Annotated in this window: 17 protein-coding genes; 6 read left to right on the plus strand and 11 right to left on the minus strand. The window is 61.2% G+C overall.

The genetic code is table 11. The features are described from left to right. The first annotated feature begins 228 nt into the window (after positions 1 to 228). Entirely contained in the window at positions 229 to 594 is a 366-nt protein-coding gene (locus M0D67_RS35430; protein WP_154560066.1) for an antibiotic biosynthesis monooxygenase, read from the plus strand. A gap of 10 nt (positions 595 to 604) precedes the next feature. On the opposite strand, the gene M0D67_RS35435 is transcribed toward M0D67_RS35430, so the two are convergent. The 3 genes from M0D67_RS35435 to M0D67_RS35445 all read right to left on the minus strand — a co-directional run bounded on the left by M0D67_RS35435 (position 605) and on the right by M0D67_RS35445 (position 4,414). Next, on the minus strand, positions 605 to 1,912 hold the full coding sequence (locus tag M0D67_RS35435; RefSeq protein ID WP_266241687.1) for an MFS transporter: 1,308 nt from the start codon (positions 1,910 to 1,912) through the stop codon (positions 605 to 607). A gap of 14 nt (positions 1,913 to 1,926) precedes the next feature. Beyond that, positions 1,927 to 3,105 carry a porin gene (locus M0D67_RS35440; RefSeq protein ID WP_266241689.1) on the minus strand — a complete coding sequence of 393 codons (1,179 nt, stop codon included), beginning with the start codon at positions 3,103 to 3,105 and terminating at the stop codon, positions 1,927 to 1,929. Positions 3,106 to 3,226: 121 nt separating this feature from the next. Then, positions 3,227 to 4,414: a M20 aminoacylase family protein gene (locus M0D67_RS35445; RefSeq protein ID WP_266241691.1), complete on the minus strand. Its 1,188-nt coding sequence runs from the start codon at positions 4,412 to 4,414 to the stop codon at positions 3,227 to 3,229. Between the two features lie 124 nt (positions 4,415 to 4,538). Here M0D67_RS35445 and M0D67_RS35450 point away from each other — a divergent pair, with 124 nt between their 5' ends. The 5 genes from M0D67_RS35450 (at position 4,539) to M0D67_RS35470 (ending at position 8,017) form a co-directional block, all read left to right on the plus strand. Beyond that, positions 4,539 to 5,447: a LysR family transcriptional regulator gene (locus tag M0D67_RS35450; protein ID WP_171927530.1), complete on the plus strand. Its 909-nt coding sequence runs from the start codon at positions 4,539 to 4,541 to the stop codon at positions 5,445 to 5,447. 107 nt (positions 5,448 to 5,554) lie between these two features. Beyond that, positions 5,555 to 6,028, plus strand: coding sequence for a helix-turn-helix transcriptional regulator (locus M0D67_RS35455; protein WP_266241692.1), 474 nt, complete (start codon positions 5,555 to 5,557; stop codon positions 6,026 to 6,028). Continuing rightward, positions 6,015 to 6,752, plus strand: a complete 738-nt coding sequence (locus M0D67_RS35460; RefSeq protein WP_266241694.1) for a hypothetical protein — start codon at positions 6,015 to 6,017, stop codon at positions 6,750 to 6,752. Before M0D67_RS35455 ends, M0D67_RS35460 begins: the two co-directional genes overlap by 14 nt. Then, positions 6,668 to 6,982 carry a HipA domain-containing protein gene (locus M0D67_RS35465; protein WP_266241696.1) on the plus strand — a complete coding sequence of 105 codons (315 nt, stop codon included), beginning with the start codon at positions 6,668 to 6,670 and terminating at the stop codon, positions 6,980 to 6,982. The genes M0D67_RS35460 and M0D67_RS35465 overlap by 85 nt, the downstream gene beginning before the upstream one ends. 177 nt (positions 6,983 to 7,159) lie before the next feature. Further along, entirely contained in the window at positions 7,160 to 8,017 is an 858-nt protein-coding gene (locus M0D67_RS35470) for a PA4780 family RIO1-like protein kinase (RefSeq protein WP_154560032.1), read from the plus strand. Between the two features lie 74 nt (positions 8,018 to 8,091). Here the strand turns inward: M0D67_RS35470 and M0D67_RS35475 are convergent, their stop codons facing one another. The 8 genes from M0D67_RS35475 to M0D67_RS35510 all read right to left on the minus strand — a co-directional run. Beyond that, complete coding sequence (locus tag M0D67_RS35475) at positions 8,092 to 9,147, minus strand: substrate-binding domain-containing protein (RefSeq protein ID WP_266241699.1); 1,056 nt, start codon at positions 9,145 to 9,147, stop codon at positions 8,092 to 8,094. 48 nt (positions 9,148 to 9,195) lie between these two features. Continuing rightward, positions 9,196 to 10,434 carry an ABC transporter ATP-binding protein gene (locus tag M0D67_RS35480; RefSeq protein WP_266241701.1) on the minus strand — a complete coding sequence of 413 codons (1,239 nt, stop codon included), beginning with the start codon at positions 10,432 to 10,434 and terminating at the stop codon, positions 9,196 to 9,198. 11 nt (positions 10,435 to 10,445) lie between these two features. Continuing rightward, a complete protein-coding gene (locus tag M0D67_RS35485; RefSeq protein WP_097393851.1) occupies positions 10,446 to 11,357 on the minus strand; it encodes a carbohydrate ABC transporter permease in 912 nt (303 codons plus the stop codon). Then, positions 11,357 to 12,298, minus strand: a complete 942-nt coding sequence (locus M0D67_RS35490; RefSeq protein WP_171927533.1) for a carbohydrate ABC transporter permease — start codon at positions 12,296 to 12,298, stop codon at positions 11,357 to 11,359. The genes M0D67_RS35485 and M0D67_RS35490 overlap by 1 nt, the downstream gene beginning before the upstream one ends. Before the next feature lie 9 nt (positions 12,299 to 12,307). Beyond that, positions 12,308 to 13,549 carry an ABC transporter substrate-binding protein gene (locus M0D67_RS35495; RefSeq protein ID WP_266241704.1) on the minus strand — a complete coding sequence of 414 codons (1,242 nt, stop codon included), beginning with the start codon at positions 13,547 to 13,549 and terminating at the stop codon, positions 12,308 to 12,310. Positions 13,550 to 13,612: 63 nt separating this feature from the next. Further along, a complete protein-coding gene (locus M0D67_RS35500; RefSeq protein WP_266241712.1) occupies positions 13,613 to 14,932 on the minus strand; it encodes a GH1 family beta-glucosidase in 1,320 nt (439 codons plus the stop codon). Between the two features lie 358 nt (positions 14,933 to 15,290). Beyond that, positions 15,291 to 15,752, minus strand: coding sequence for a hypothetical protein (locus tag M0D67_RS35505; RefSeq protein ID WP_266241705.1), 462 nt, complete (start codon positions 15,750 to 15,752; stop codon positions 15,291 to 15,293). A gap of 17 nt (positions 15,753 to 15,769) precedes the next feature. After that, a partial coding sequence (locus M0D67_RS35510) for a hypothetical protein (RefSeq protein WP_266241707.1) occupies positions 15,770 to 16,178 on the minus strand: 409 nt, incomplete at its 5' end.

A 16,178-nucleotide genomic window follows, 5' to 3' on the forward strand; every position in this document is an offset into this window, starting at 1 on the left:
TCGCACCCCGTAACAAATTGTTACTGCCAAGTTTAAGCGATTGCCGTGCGAAATGAATGAGGGAAAACGCAAAACACTGTTGCGGACTATTACAACACCGTTACTGCCGGGCGGTAGGTGGCGCGTGAAAAAACCCCTGAAAACGCGGCAAATAATGTGAAAAAATACGCGCTTGATACCGTGCGCTATGATGCGCAAACGTTCGCCCACCTACAAACCGATTACGCCATGTACACGTCAACTTTCATCTTCGCGACGAGACAATTAGACGAACGCTTCTACCGGCTCGACGAGACCATTGCCACCGCCGCCAAGGCCATTCCCGGTTATCTCGGCGAAGAGGCGTGGGAAAACGCGTCGACTGGACTGACGTCGAACGTGTACTACTGGGCCTCGCTCGACGCATTGCAGGCGTTGATGCAGCACCCCGCACATCTGGAAGCGAAAGCGGCGCAGGCGAACTGGCTCGATGGGTATCAGGTGATCATCTCCGAGGTGCTGCGCACTTACGGCGATGCAGGGTTTGCGCATCCTGCAGCGGCCCATCAGGTCCAAGATGGACCGCTTGCCCAAGCCACATCGCCCGCACCATGAAAGTGCAGCCCTATTTCGCTTCCTTGAACAGCACCACGCCGGCGAAACTCACCAGTCCGCACGCCAGTACGTACCATGCCGGCGCGTAAAAACTACCGGACATGCGCCACAACGCGCTGACGATCAACTGTGCGAAGCCGCCGAAAATCGTCACGCCCAACGCGTAGATGATGCCGAGCGAGGTCGCCCGCACGTCCGGTTTGAATGCTTCGAGAATCAGCACGAAACCCGCTGGACTCGAAAGCGTCATCAAACCGATCAGCACGAACACGACCAGTACCACCGTGTAGATCGACGGCCAGGTTTTGATCGCGTAAAACGCCGGCAGCAGCACCATCAGCGACACCGCCGACACCGCGTACAGCAAAGTCTTGCGACGCGGCATGCGGTCGGCGAGACGGCCGGCGAACGGCGAGCCGATCAGCAACACGAGGCCCGCCGTGCAACCGGCCAGTAGCGAAACAGCGGCCGGCATGCCGGTCGTCATCGTCAGGAACGACGGCAGGAAAAACACGATCACGTACATCGACGAAGTGCCGCCGATCACCAGCATCGTACCTGCCACGATCTGCCGCCATTCGATGCGAGCCTTCGGCCGGGCCGCGTCAGGCCGGGCCGTTTTCGCTGATTGCGCGGCAGGCAAGGTCTCGTCCAGATGTTTGCGCAGATAGAAACCGACCGGACCGATCAAAAGCCCGATCAGAAACGGCACACGCCATCCCCAGGCAAGCAATGCCTCGTGCGAGAGGCTGCGCGAGAGCGTCGCCGCCACCAGCGCGCCGGCAAGCGCCGCGCCGCCCTGCGAGGCCATCTGCCAGCTCACCAGCGAACCTCGCTGCCCCGCGCTGCCCGACTCCATCAGCAAGGTGGTCGCCGCGCCCACTTCTCCGCCCGCCGAAAAGCCTTGCAGCAAACGGCCCAGCACGATGATCGCCGGCGCCGCCAGACCGATCGTCGCGTAAGTCGGCGCAAGGCCGATCATGCCCGTGCCGAGCGCCATCAGCGAAACGGTGAGCACGAGGGCCTGCTTGCGGCCCGCGCGGTCGGCATACGCGCCGATCACAATGCTGCCGAGCGGCCGCACGACGAAGCCGACGCCGAAGGTTGCGAGCGACATCATCAGCGCGTCCACCTCGCCGCCGGCCGGAAAGAACAGCTTGCCGATCAGCGCGGCGAAGAAGCTATAGACCGTGAAGTCGAAGAACTCCAGGCCGTTGCCGAGCGCCGCGGCGAAGACAGTCCGGCGCGACGCGTGCCGCTCTTTCACGTCGGTCGCCTCGGTCGCGACAGCACTAGCGGTGTGTTGGATTGCATTCATCGGGAGACTCACGCCTAGAAGTTGTGATACATGCCCAGCGACACGGTGACCGGCGTCGTGCCGAGTTCCGGTGCGGTGCTACCGGTTTGCGTCGGCAGCGGATTATTGTTCAGCAGTACGGTGGAAATACCGTAGTTACGGATGAAGCCGGCGCGCGCGTAGAGCCCTGTGCGTTTGGAAAGGGTGTAGTCGTACCCGAGCATTACGCCGAATGCCGAATCTTTCGCGGGATTATTTGCCGGGTCATGCACGCCGGACGTATCGCGATACACCACCGAAGCGCGGAACGCATTGCGCCCGACCGGCCAGATCGTGCCGAGCGTATAGACGCGCGCGATGCCGTCGTTGGCGAGCTTCGGCGCGTACTGGTTGAACGCGCCGGACAGCACGATCTTGCCGGTGTCATACACCACGCCAAAACCGTACAGATCGTTACGCACGGTGCTCGTGCCGCCTGTTCCGGTCGCGCCCCACACCTGGTTGTAGGTGCCCGTCACGTAAGTCGTGCCGTCATACCACTGCAGCAGCGCGCCCTGCGCCGCCGCTGTCGGCGACTGCCCGGCCACATTGCTCGGCGCGTACATCAGTTCCGTGCTGAAGCCCGCAAAACTCGGCGACAGGTACGTGATCGCGTTATTCACCCGCGCGGGCAGTTGCGTCGCGCCGGCGCCGAGGTCGCTGTTGTAACCGAAACCCTTCGACGTTTGCACGACAGCGGTGCCGAGCCACGTGTAGGCCGAATTGGTGCCCACCGTGCCGAACACGTCGACGAAGAGCGGCAAGCCCGTGCCGATCTGTTTGCCGAAACGCACTCGCCCATAAGTCGACGAGTTCAGCCCCACCCATGCCTGGCGATTGAGGAACGAGGTGTTGTCCTGCATGGCGCCGCTATTGGCGAGAAAGCCGCTTTCCAGATTGAATTCGGCACGCAGGCCTCCGCCCAGATCTTCCCGTCCGAAGAGGCCGAATTTCGACGTCCATTCGCCACCGCTCTGGGTCTGCACCAGCGACTTGCCGCCCACGGTCTGATAGTTGATGCCCATATCGACCGACCCATACAGCGCCACGCCTTCGCGCAGGCTGCTGTTGAACTCAGGCAGTGCGCTCAGCAAAGTCATCTGATACGGCTCGGCGTCCGCTGTCCCCGTTCCGAGCGTCAGCAGTGCCGCGCTCATTGCGATGCATTTTTTCATGGGTCTCCCTACTCCTCGCGTGCAAATGATGTCTAGAAATGAAGTGCAAGACGGAACTGAAGATTCCAGCGCACTGGACGCCGGATCGAAACCCGGCGAGTGGACCGTGCTCAGGCAGCGCTCAGAGCATGCTCAAACAGCGCTCGGCAAGTCCGACGAAGTAAGCGGCCCCCCAACTGATCGCCGCGTCGTTGAAGTCGTATGCCGGGTTGTGGACCGCGCAGCCGCCCTTCGAGTCGACGCCGTTGCCGAGCACCACGTAACAGCCCGGCACCATTTCGGTCATCCACGAAAAGTCTTCGCTGCCCATTACCGCATCGGGCATGAGCGTGTAGCCCGCCGGGCCGGCCAGGGCCTCGATGGTTTCGATCGCGAGGTCGGCCGCGCCGCGATGATTGACGAGCGGGCGGGAGATCTGCTGGTAGTCGACTTCAGCCGTGGCGCCGTAGGTTTGCGCCTGTAACTGCGCGATGCTGCGGATCCGCGCTTCGACCAGGTCGCGCGTTTGCGAATCGAGCGCGCGCACCGAGAGTTTCAGCGTCGCCGTTTCGGGGATCACGTTGGGTGCGCTGCCGGCGTGGATCGCACCGACCGTCACCACGGCCGCACGGGTCGGCTCGATGTTGCGCGCGACGATCGATTGCAAGGCCAGCACGATGCTGGCCGCCGCGACGATCGGATCGCAGCCCAACTGAGGCATCGCGCCGTGCGTACCTTTGCCGGTCACGGTGATCGTCACCGAATCGGACGACGCCATCATGCAGCCGTGGCGCAGTGCGAAATGGCCGACCGGCAGGCCGGGCGCGTTGTGCAGCGCGAACACCTGGTCGCAGGGAAAGCGCGCGAAAAGACCGTCCTCGATCATCTTCGAGGCGCCGCCCAGGCCCTCTTCCGCGGGCTGGAAGATCACGTTCAGCGTGCCGTCGATTTCGCCCCGGCTAGCGACGCGGTGCGCGGCGGCCAGCAGGATCGCGGTGTGGCCGTCGTGGCCGCACGCATGCATGGTCTGCGCGACGGTGCTCGCGTACGGCAGGCCGGTGGCTTCCTGGATCGGCAGCGCGTCCATGTCGGCGCGCAGTCCGAGCGTTCGGCTCGACGTGCCGCGCCGCAGTTGGCCGACCACGCCCGTGCCGCCGACACCCGTTGTCACTTCATAGCCCCACTCCGCGAGCTTGCGTGCGACCAGTTCGGCGGTGCGCGTTTCAGCAAAGCCGAGTTCAGGAAGCGCATGGATGTCGCGGCGAATCGCAATGAATTCGTGTTCGGTCTCGCGCAGTTCGGCGAGAAGCTGGGGAAAAGATTGCGTCATTCGTTGTGCTCCGATTAAGCCGGCTGTCGTTTCGCAACCGTCGAAGCAAAGCGTAAAGATCCGGCCCGAAAACAAATAAGCACAAATTTTGATGCGCATAACTGCCAGTGCTATATTCCGCATCATGAAAATCCATCATCTGCGAGCACTGGTTGCGATTGCCTCGACCGGCAGCATCAACGGCGCGGCCAAAGCGCTGTTCGTGACGCAACCGGCCATCACGAAGGCGGTGCGGGAACTGGAAACGGAATTCGGCGTGCGGCTGCTGGAGCGCAACCCGTGGGGCGTCGTGCCCACGGCCGAAGGCGCGGCGCTGGTGAGCCGGGCGCGCACCGTGGTGCGCGAGATGGAGCGCGCCGAGGAGGATATGGCGCATCTGAAGGGGCTGCGCGACGGCAGCCTGGTGATCGGCATCACGCCGATTGTCGGCACCACGGGACTTGCCGAGGCCTTCGTCGAATTTCGCAAACGCTGGCCGATGGTGACGCTGGAGTTTCGCGAGCTGGGTTTCAACCAGTTGCATGAGCAACTCCGCAATCGCACGCTGGATCTGGCGTTCGCCGCGTTCGCGCGACCGGTGAGTGATCTGGGCAGCGTAAAGCGGATGGTCTCGTTCGAAACCGTATTCGTGACGCGCGCGCAGAGTCCCTATGCGGACGCGGCGTCGCTCGAGGCGGTACAGGAAGCCGAGTGGATTCACACTGACGTGACGGACAAGTACCCGGGCTTTATCCGCGCGATGTTCGAATGCGCCGGGCTCACGCCACCCCGGCGAATCACGCGCTGCACGTCGTACGCGCTGTTTTACAGCCTGACCATCAGCACCGACGCAATCTTCGCGTGGACCACGCATTCGCTCGAAGAAACCGCGCTCGGGCAGAGCTTCGTGCGTCTCGCGCTGCCGGTCGCGCCGCCGCCGTTGCAGTTGTATCTGCTGTCGCCGCAGGAGTCCCAACTGACGCGGCCGGCGGAATATTTCGTCCACTGCATCGAGCAGGCGATCGAGCCGTTGTTGAAGAGGCCAGTGGCGTAGGGAGCGGGTTTGGAGCGGTTGCACCGACCATTGACCGCCCTATTTTGTACGATACTTCAGGCTAAATTACATTAACTGCCTAAAGTATCGTACGAATCTCAGAAATTTTGGACCAGATCAATACACCTAGCCTCCTGATTCAGCAAATTTGTCCGATACTTTTGACATACTCTTCATATTTGCCTAATCTATCGGACATGCCCCGTACCTTTCAACGTCCCTTTCCGTCGGTCGAGAAGCAGATGCGTGCGCTCGGCGAACGGCTGAAACTCGCCCGCCTGCGGCGTGAACTCACGACCGTTCTGTTCGCTGAAAGGCTGGGCATTTCGCGCGACACGCTGAGCCGCCTGGAGAAAGGCGATCCGAATATTGCGCTCGGCACCTATATGCGGGCGCTTCGCGTGTTGGGTCTCGACAAGGACATGGACGCCATCGCCCGCGACGACGAACTCGGTCGCAAGCTGCAGGATCTCAAGTTGCCGGGTCAGCGCAAACCGCGCACGAACACGCCCGGTGCCGCTCCTGTCAAAACCGGGCAACCGGCAAAAAACCCCCCGAAGAAATCTGATGGTCAGCAATAAACCTCGTGATGCGTTCAAGGTATTCCTCGACGCAACCGAACTGAGCAACCAGCAGCAGGTCGGCACCTCGTATCGCCAGACTGCACGCACTGACTTGCCGGCATCCTTTGCCTATGCGAAGAGCTGGGTAGATGGGCGTAACGCATTCATGCTCGACCCGCGCCTCGAGTTATGGACCGACGAGCAATATCCGCCCGCGAAGTCCGCCGCATTCGGCGTCTTCATGGACTCGGCGCCGGATCGCTGGGGCCGCGTGCTGATGGAGCGCCGCGAGGCCGCGGCGGCAGATCGCGAAGACCGGCCCATGCGTAATTTGCAGGAGATCGATTTCCTGCTGGGTGTGCACGATCTGACACGAGTCGGCGCGCTGCGGTTTCAGAACGTGGACGGACATTTTCTCGACAACAGCGCGAATGCCGCGCCGCCAGTCACCGACCTCGCGACCCTGGCCTATATCAGCCTGCGCATTGAAGAGGCAGATATCGAAAAACTGCCCGAGTACGAGCAGTGGCTCGCGATGCTGATCGCCCCTGGCACCTCGCTCGGCGGCGCTCGCCCGAAAGCCAACTTCACCAGTCTGGGCAATGATCTCAGGATCGCCAAATTCCCCGCGAAAGACGACCGTTATGACATCGGCGCGTGGGAAACCGGGACGATCACCTGCGCAATCATGGCTTCATTCGCGAGCCTTCGGGCTGGCGGCTCTCGCCGGCGTTCGATATGAATCCAAACCCGGGCAAGCGGGAACACGCGCTCACGCTGGACGGCATGAGCGCCCTGCCGGATCTTGAAACCGCGCTTGACACCGCTGAGTTTTATCGACTCGACGACGCAGACGCGCGCCGCATCGTTGCGGAAGTTCAAGACACCGTCAATACATGGCGGGAAGAAGCCACCGCGCTGAATCTGTCCCGGCCCGAAATACAGCGAATGGAGTCTGTATTTCAGGCGTGATGTCTTCGCATAGCGGCCACACGTTCGAGCCGTGCCAGTCACATCCGGCACCTGGACGCTCGTGTTCCGGCACATGTCTCCATACCCTTTATAATCCGGCATGATCCGAATCCCGCACCTCCCCTCGCAATCGGCCGCACATGGCCGATCAGCCCCCCACCGCGCTCCGGTGGCCGCATGAAAACACCCAAACGTCTGCTCCCGCTGGTCGAAGAGGGCCTGATCGACGAAGTCATCTCGCAGTTGATGAGCGGCAAGGAAGCCACCGTCTACGTGGTCCGCAGCGGCGAGTCCACGCGCTGCGCGAAGGTCTATAAGGACGCCAAACAGCGCAGTTTCCGCCAGGCCGCGTCCTATCAGCAGGGCCGCAAGGTCAAGAACAGCCGCCAGCAGCGCGCCATGGAAAAGGGCAGCCGCTATGGCCGCGAAGTGCAGGAACAGGCGTGGCAGAACGCGGAAGTCGATGCGCTGTTCCAGCTCGCCAACGCCGGCGTGCGCGTGCCGCAGCCCTTTATCTGCACCGACGGCGTGTTGCTGATGGAATTGGTGACCGATGCGGACGGCAACGTCGCGCCGCGTCTGAACGATGTCGAGATGACCGAAGCACGCGCGTTCGAACTGCACGCGCTGCTGCTCAACCAGGTGGTGCGCATGCTGTGCGCCGGCATGATTCACGGCGACCTGTCCGAATACAACATCCTGCTCGCGGCAGACGGCCCGGTGATCATCGACCTGCCGCAAGCCGTGGATGCCGCCGGCAATCTGGAAGCGCCGGCCATGCTCGAGCGCGACGTGAATAACCTCGCCACGTATTTTGGCCAGTTCGCGCCCGCATTGCTCGATACGAGCTACGGCAAGGAAATCTGGTCGCTGTACGAAGCAGGCGCCTTGCACGTGGATGCCAAATTGACCGGCCGTGTCGAACTCGACACCACGCCGATCGATCTCGAAGCCGTACTACAGGAACTCGAAGACACGCGCCTCGACGAAGAAGCGCGCCTGCGCTACGAACAGTCGCTGCGCAGCGGGACGTAAGCGGGGCCAAAGCAACCCCTACGCAACACGTAAGCGACCAATAAGCGGCACCTGCGTGCCGCTTCGCGAAGAGGCTACGACGCGATGCGGCAGTTGGCCGCCTTGATCCTGGTCGACGAAGCCCCCGGTGCCGGCCCCACCGATTCCCGCATCGTCACGCTCACCGGAAACTCACGGATGATCTCCCACGAGGTCCGGTAGCACTGATTGACCAGCCAGCGCACGGCGTTCTGCGTCAACTCCGCTGTCGGGATATGCACCGAGGTGAGCCCAGGCGCAGCATACGCGGCCGAATAATCATCGTCGTAGCCGATCACCGAGACTTCGTCGGGTACGGCAATGCCCGCCTGGTGGAAACGCGCCAGCGCGCTCACCGCCATTGTGTCGTTCGCGCAAAAGAGGCCGGTGAAGCGCCGCTTCGAATCGAGCAGCTTCTGCGCGGCAACGTAACCGCCTTCCGGCGAGAAGTCCGATTCGATCAGCGTGACGTCTTCACGCGCAATGCCCTCACGCGACAATTCGGCAAAGAAGCCTTCGAGCCGGGTGTGATTGTCCGAGGCACTGAACGGTCCGGAAATCACCGCAATGTGCCGATGCCCATAATCGAGCAGCGTGCGTGCCGCCAGTTCACCGCCGCGCCGATGATCCGCGCAAAACGACGCTTCCGGCAACTGATCGAACGCGCGATTCAGAAACACCATCTTTGGATGCATCCGATGCAGCATGTCCAGATCTTCGTCGTGCAGATCGTGGCTGATCACCACCACGCCATCGCAATCACGGCCGATCAGAAAACGCACCGCCTCGATGGCCTGCTCGCGCGGCGACACTTCCCCGCAACCCGTCGCCACTACCACGTGGCGGCGCACCGCGCGCAGTTCGGTGTCGGTCTGCTTGAGAATCGTGCCGTAGTAGGAGCCGAAAAAAGTCGGCACGAAAATGCCGATCATGCCGAGCGATTGCGTCGCCATCGCCCGGCCGATGGACGACGGCCGGAAATTCAGCGCTTCGATGGCGGCCTTCACACGCGCGGCGGCATCGGCTGAAATAGGTCCCTTACCGGAAATGGCTCGCGACGCAGTCGACATGCCGACGCCGGCCAGTGCCGCGACATCTTTGAGTGTTGCCACGCGGTTCTCCGTCAAGCATGTGGTATTCAACGACGCTGCATCCCGTCACTATAGACGCGCGCCGCCTTCTTCCTCGAACAGCGAAATATGTGCGCCATCGAACGAAAACGCCGCGGCATCCCCTATCGCCACCGGTGTCTTCGTCTGGTCGATCGACGCGATTTGCACTCCATGATAGTCGAGCCAGATGACACGGTGGTTGCCCATCGGCTCGACCAGTGAAATGTTCGCGCGCTCGCTCATTTTTGTGTTTGAACCGCTTGAACCGCTTGAACCTTCCTCCACGTGCACGTCTTCGGCCCGTACGCCGAGTACGCAAGACAGACGATCCGTCGGCAGGTTCTTGAAAGGATAGTGCGACACATCGAGCCGCAAATGCGCTGTACAAAAGTGTAGCGCGCCGTCGCGCGGCTCAAGTGTGCCCTTGAGCACATTCATTGCGGGCGAGCCCAAAAACGTCGCGACAAACAGATTGTTCGGCCGCGCATAGACTTCGGCGGGCGTGCCGAACTGCTGGATCACGCCGCCGCGCATCACCGCCATACGCGTGGCAAGCGTCATCGCTTCGACCTGATCATGGGTCACGTAGATCATCGTCGCGCCCAGACGCTGGTGCAGTTGCTTGAGTTCGCGACGCAATTCGGTGCGCAATTTGGCGTCGAGATTCGAGAGCGGCTCGTCGAACAGGAACACATCGGCCTCGCGCACGATCGCACGGCCGATCGCCACCCGCTGCCGCTGCCCGCCGGAGAGTTGCGCGGGCTTGCGCTTGAGCAAAGGACCGAGTTGCAGCATGTCGGACGCCCGCGCCACACGCCGCTCGATTTCCGCCTTCGGCGTGCCGTTGATACGTAACGCAAACGACAGATTGCGCTCGACACTCATGGTCGGATACAACGCATACGACTGGAACACCAAGGCGATACGGCGATCTTTCGGGTCGGCCCAGGTCATGTCAACGCCCGCAATTTCGATGCTGCCGTCGGTCACGTCGATCAGACCAGCGACGCTGTGTAGCAAGGTGGATTTGCCGCAGCCCGATGGGCCAAGCAGCACGACGAACTCACCCGCTCGCACATCGAGATCGAGATTCTCGATCACCGTATTCGCGCCGAGCCGGATCTTCAGATTGCGCACCGATACGTTGGCCGGATTCGACAGACCCGCGGTGTCCGCCACGTGGCCGACATTCGCCGCATCTGCCGGGGTAGCCAAGTCTGCCGCATTTACCGCCGCACCTACCGCCACATTTGCCATCGCGTTTTCCACATTCGCCAGGTTTGCCATGCTTTATCGCCCTATCCCTTGACGGCGCCGGACGCAATGCCGCGTACAAACCAGCGGCCCGAAATGAAGTAGACCGCAAGCGGCACCATGGAGGTCAGAATGGTCGCCGCCATATTGACGTTATAGAGCCGCTCGCCAGTCGTCGTATTGATGATGTTGTTCAATTGCACCGTCATCGGCAGGTTTTTCGTGCCGGCGAACACGAGGCCGAGAATGAAGTCGTTCCAGATGCCCGTCACCTGCATGATGACCGCGACGACGATGATCGGCGTGGACATCGGCAGCATCAGTTGCAAAAAGATGCGCCAGAAACCACCGCCGTCGATGCGCGCCGCCTTGAACAGCTCCTGCGGAATCGACGCGTAATAGTTGCGAAACAGCAGCGTCATCACCGGCATGCCGAAGATGGTGTGAATCACCACAATGCCCGGCAGCGAACTGAACAGATGCACACTCGCGAGCACGCGCACGAGCGGATAGACCATCACCTGCACGGGAATGAAGGCGCCCATCAGCAGCACGCCGAACAGCAGCCCTGCCCCGCGCGGCCGCCAGAACGACAGCGCATAGCCGTTCACCGCGCCGATCATGATCGACAACACCGTGCTGGGCACGACGATACGCACCGAATTCCAGAAGCCGACCTGGATGCCGTTGCAATCGAGCCCCGTACAGGCGGATTGCCACGCGGCGCTCCATGCATCGAGCGTGAAATGCGCGGGGAAAGCGAGCAGATTGCCGAGGCGAATCTCGCTCATCGGCTTCACCGATGTGACGAGCATCACGTACAGCGGCAACAGGAAGAACAACGCCGCTGTGAGCAGAAACGCGTAGACGCCGAGGCGTGCGGGAGTAAACGCACGGCGGCGCCGGCGTGTGCGGCTCGGCGTGCCGCCTTTGAGTGGCGGACTGAGCGTGTTCATCACACCTCCTTGCGCAACGCAGCGCGGCTGCGGGCATAGAAGAACGGCGCGAGAATCGCCAGCACCGTGGCCAGCAGCACGATCGACGCAGCCGACGCGAGGCCGATATTGGCCCGACCGAACAGGTAGTCCATGATGAACTTCGCCGGCACTTCGCTCGCGGTGCCGGGGCCGCCTTGCGTCATCGCGACCACGGCGTCGTAAAGCTTCACGACCATCACGAAGAGCAGCACGAAGGCGGTGGACAGGGAAGGCCCGAGCATCGGCACGACGATGCTCGCGTACACGCGCCAACGTGGAATCCCGTCGATACGCGCGGCTTTCCACAGTTCGTCGTCGATGCCGCGCAAGCCGGCCAGCAGCAGCGCCATCACGAGACCGGACGCCTGCCACACCGTCGCGATGACGATGGTGTAGATCACCCAGTCCTGATCGACGATCCAGTCGAAGCGCGCGTGCGCGAAACCGAGCTTGTGCAACACGGCCTGCGCGCCCAACTCAGGATTCAGAATCCACTGCCAGACCAGACCGGTTGCGACAAACGACATCGCATACGGATAGAGAAACACCGTGCGCAACGCGCCTTCGGCCACGACGCGTTGGTCGATGAAGATCGCCAGCAGCAAGCCGATCACCATGCACGCAACAATAAAGCACGCACCGTAGATCACGATGTTTTGCAGCGACAGCAACCAACGGTCGTTATTGAAGAGCCGCGTGTACTGCGTGAGGCCCGCGAAGTCGCCGGAAGGAAACGTACGCGAGTTGCTGAGGGACACGCGCGCGGTCCAGACCATCGTGCCGAGATACGCGAACACGACGGTCAGAACCATCGGCAACAAGGCTAGCCATGCCGCTATCGGCAAGCGCTTTTTTAGCGGCTTTTTCAGCGGCCCTTTGCGAGGCTTGGAGCCGGCGGCTGGCAGCTTGGGCGCGTGCATGGCGAGCGCCTAGCTCTTCAATGCACTGGCAAACGCCTTCTGCGCGTCGTCGACCGACTGATTCTTGTTCCAGAAGTTCGTGATGACGTCGATCAACGCGCCCTGCGTGTCAGGCGAGAGCAGCATCTCCGGATTCGGCAACTGACGCGACTTGTCCTTCATGATCGCCATGCCCTCCTTCGCGCAGATGTCGAGACTGCTCGCGTCCACATCGGGGCGAATCGGAATCGAGCCTTTCTTCGCGCTGAATGCGACTTGTGCGGCCGGCGAGGTCATCACCGTGGCAAGCAGATTCTGCGCCTTGATTGCGTTGGCGTTGTCGGTTTTCGGGAATACGAACACGTCGCCCGCGACCAGATACGGCGAATGCGGACCGAAACCCGGGAAGCAGCCGAAGTCCTTGCCGGCCGTCTGGTTGGCCGCCGAGAATTCACCCTTGGCCCAGTCGCCCATGATCTGCACACCCGCCTTGCCGGAAATCACCAGCGCGGTGGCATCGTTCCAGTTGCGCCCAGGCGAGCCCGCATCGACGAAATCATGCAGGCGCTTGAACGATGCGAGCACTTTCTTGAACGCATCCGACTTGACCGCGTTCATGTCGCGATCGCGGTACACCTTCAGATAAAGATCGGGACCGCCGACGTCGGCGAATACCGCGTCGAACGTGATCTTTTCCTGCCACGGCTGACCACCGAGCGCGAGCGGAATCACGCCTGCCGCTTTCAGCTTGCCGAGATCGGCGAGGAATTCGTCATAGCTCTTCGGCTCGGCGGCAATGCCGGCCTTCTGGAACACCGGCTTCGAGTAGAAGAACCAGGCCGGCATGTGAATATCGACTGGCGCGGCGTAGTAGTGACCCTTCACCCGGATGCTGTCGATGATCGATTGCGGGAACACGCCGTTCCAGTTTTCTTTCGCGGCGACGTCATCGACATTGTTCAGCAGGCCCTGGTCGATCAGGTCGTGAAACTGCTTGGAGGTATTGAACTGTGCGGCGGTGGGTGGATCGCCGCCGACGATCCGGTTGATCGCGGTGGAGCGCGCCTGATCGGCGCCGGCCACCGCGTTGTCGACCCACTGGCCACCGGCCTTGTTGTACGCATCGGCGAACTGGCGGATCGCGGCGGATTCGCCGCCCGAGGTCCACCAGTGGATCACGTTGGCTTTCAGCGGTTCAGCCGCATGCGCGACGACGCCGTATAACACCAGTGCCGCAACCACGCCTCGCAAGACCATTTTTCTGCTGTGCATTCCGTCTCCCCCGGGCTTTGCGCCCGTGCTCCAAGTCGACATACCAACCAGCTTCACCTGCCGTTAAGCCCTTGCTTTACGCTCCTTCAGGAATTTCGCCACTAGCTCCGCGCTGCGTTTGATCGTGCGCTTCTGCGTACTGTAGTCGACATGTACGACACCAAAGCGACGCTCATACCCAAACGCCCACTCGAAGTTATCCATCAGCGACCACAGAAAATAACCGCGAATATCCACACCGGCCTTGATCGCCTGATCGACCGCTGCGAGATGGCGCTTGAGGAACGAGATGCGCTGCGTATCCTCCACATGACCGTCGGTCACTTGATCATCCGAGGCCATGCCGTTTTCGGTGATGTAGATCGGCGGCAGGTTGTGATAAGTCTTCTTGAAACCGGTCAGCAGATCGCGCAAGCCATCGGGATACACCTCCCAGCCCATCTGCGTGCGCTCGACGCCTTCGAGCGGCACGTCCCGGAATCCATGCGCACCGTCGCTCGCGACGTTGGTGCGGAAGTAATAGTTGATGCCGAGGAAATCGAGCGGCGCGGAAATGGTCTGCATGTCGCCGTCGAGCACCAGCGGCTCGGTGCCCGGCCACAGTTCGAACAGGTCTTGCGGATACGAACCCTTGAGCAACGGATCGAGAATCCACGCATTGTGCTGGACTTCGAACAGATGCGCCGCGCGCTGATCCGCCGCGCTGTCGCTATTGGGCGTGCCGCGGCCGATGTTGGCGACGATACCTTTCTGCGAAGCCGGATCGTTGGCGCGCAATACCGGCACCGCGAGGCCGTGTGCGAGCAATAGGTGATGCATCGCCTGCGTCGCGAAGCGGTGGTCGGCGAGGCCCGGCGCGTGGTGGCCGTTGCCGTAGCCGAGATACGCCGAGCACCACGGCTCGTTGAGCGTCGCCCATGCGTCGACCGTGCCGGCCAGTTCGCGGCTCATCAGGTCGGCGTAGTCAGCGAAACGGTAAGCGGTTTCGCGATTGAGCCAGCCGCCGCGATCTTCCAGATGCTGCGGAAGGTCCCAGTGATAGAGCGTCGCGAAAGTTGTGATGCCCTTCTCTTTCAGACGGTTCAGGAGGCGCTTGTAGAAGTCGAGCCCTTTGCGATTGGGCACGCCTGCCGCGTCCATCACGCGTGGCCACGCAATCGAGAGCCGATAGCCTTCGAGACCGAGCGAGACCAACATCTCGACGTCCGCTTCCCAGCGATGATAGTGATCGCAGGCGACGGCGCCGTTGTCGCCGGCCAGCACCTTGCCGGGCGTCGCCGAGAAGGTGTCCCAGATCGACGGCAGGCGGCCGCCTTCATTCACCGCGCCTTCGATCTGATACGAAGCGGTGGCGGCGCCAAGCAGGAAGTTCTTGCGCCACAGCGTAGAGTCCGCCGGTGGGGTGAAGAGATCGGCGAGCGAGCCCTTGGAAACTGCTGGGGATAGGGTGTCGGATACAACGGATGCGTCGTTTGCCACGGATTCTCTCCTGCGCTGAGGTCATTGAACCGGGTACGGCAAAACTCGATGTGAATGCTGCCTGGCAGCTAAAGTGGAAGCGCTTCCACAAAGACCAGCGAACGATAGCAGTGGCGGATTGAACGCAGCAATCAGGGTTTGTCTGGAGGACTTGCTGGCATGCGCGGCGCCACGATGCACCGCGCATACGGGTATTGCGTGAACCTAAATCAACAGGCTGTTGGTGCTGCCCAGCGATTTAAAGTGAATTGTGCTGCGACAGTCAGGTGTTACGCTGACTGGTCACATGACGGGGCAAGTTACGAACCCGATCCGCCATATAGATGGCACAAATCTGCCCACCGACCCTCTTGTTTCGCTCGACAATCATTAACCCGTCGCCTGCCTCAGGATAGTTAACAATCGGTTCTCCATCGAGGCGATCAATGTTGAATGAGTGCAAAACGAAACCTGCCTGGGTGTTATGGACGATTGCGTAAATAAGCACCGGCACTCCCTCGTCGACGGCTATCAATTCATGTGCCAGCGTCTTGGAGTTTTCCCAACCCCCATAGCTTTTCTCGTCGTGACTGATCGACAGGCAATACTGAACGTTGACTTCGCGAACCGTACAGGTTCGAATCTGCTCCATCCAGCGAGCTACGTCGGTCCTGTAGAGCGGCGCATTGACGGATATAAGAAACTCAAGCAGTTGGCGTTCTTGAGGTTTAAGAGTTCGTCGCATCAATATTCCCTGCGATCTCAGGGAAGCTTAAAGCGCGGTGGCAGATCCGACTCCTTGTACACATGTCGCAAATCTGCCCAACCCATGCGTTTACCGGCTTCCATGATCATGAGGCCATCGCCTGGGTCGGGATAAGCCACAAGAGGCTCCCCATCGAGACGATCGATGTCGAAAGAGTTGAGGACATAACCTGACTGCGTCTCCACCGCGCAAGCATAAATCAGCACTGGTACGCCCTCGTCAACGCAAACCAGCTCGCGCGCGAGCGTAATGAAGCCGCCTCCTGAAAGTCTGATTTCATCGTGGCTGATGGCCAGACAGTAGGGCACATTGACCTCATGGACCGTGCACCGTTCAACCTGATTTTTCCACCTTAGAGACGGTTTCAAAAAGGCTCCTGCATAGATCGCTGGAGGGTATTCCAAC

Origin of the sequence: Paraburkholderia sp. SECH4, assembly GCF_030511745.1 — a bacterium.
GTDB classification, from domain to species: Bacteria; Pseudomonadota; Gammaproteobacteria; order Burkholderiales; family Burkholderiaceae; genus Paraburkholderia; species Paraburkholderia madseniana.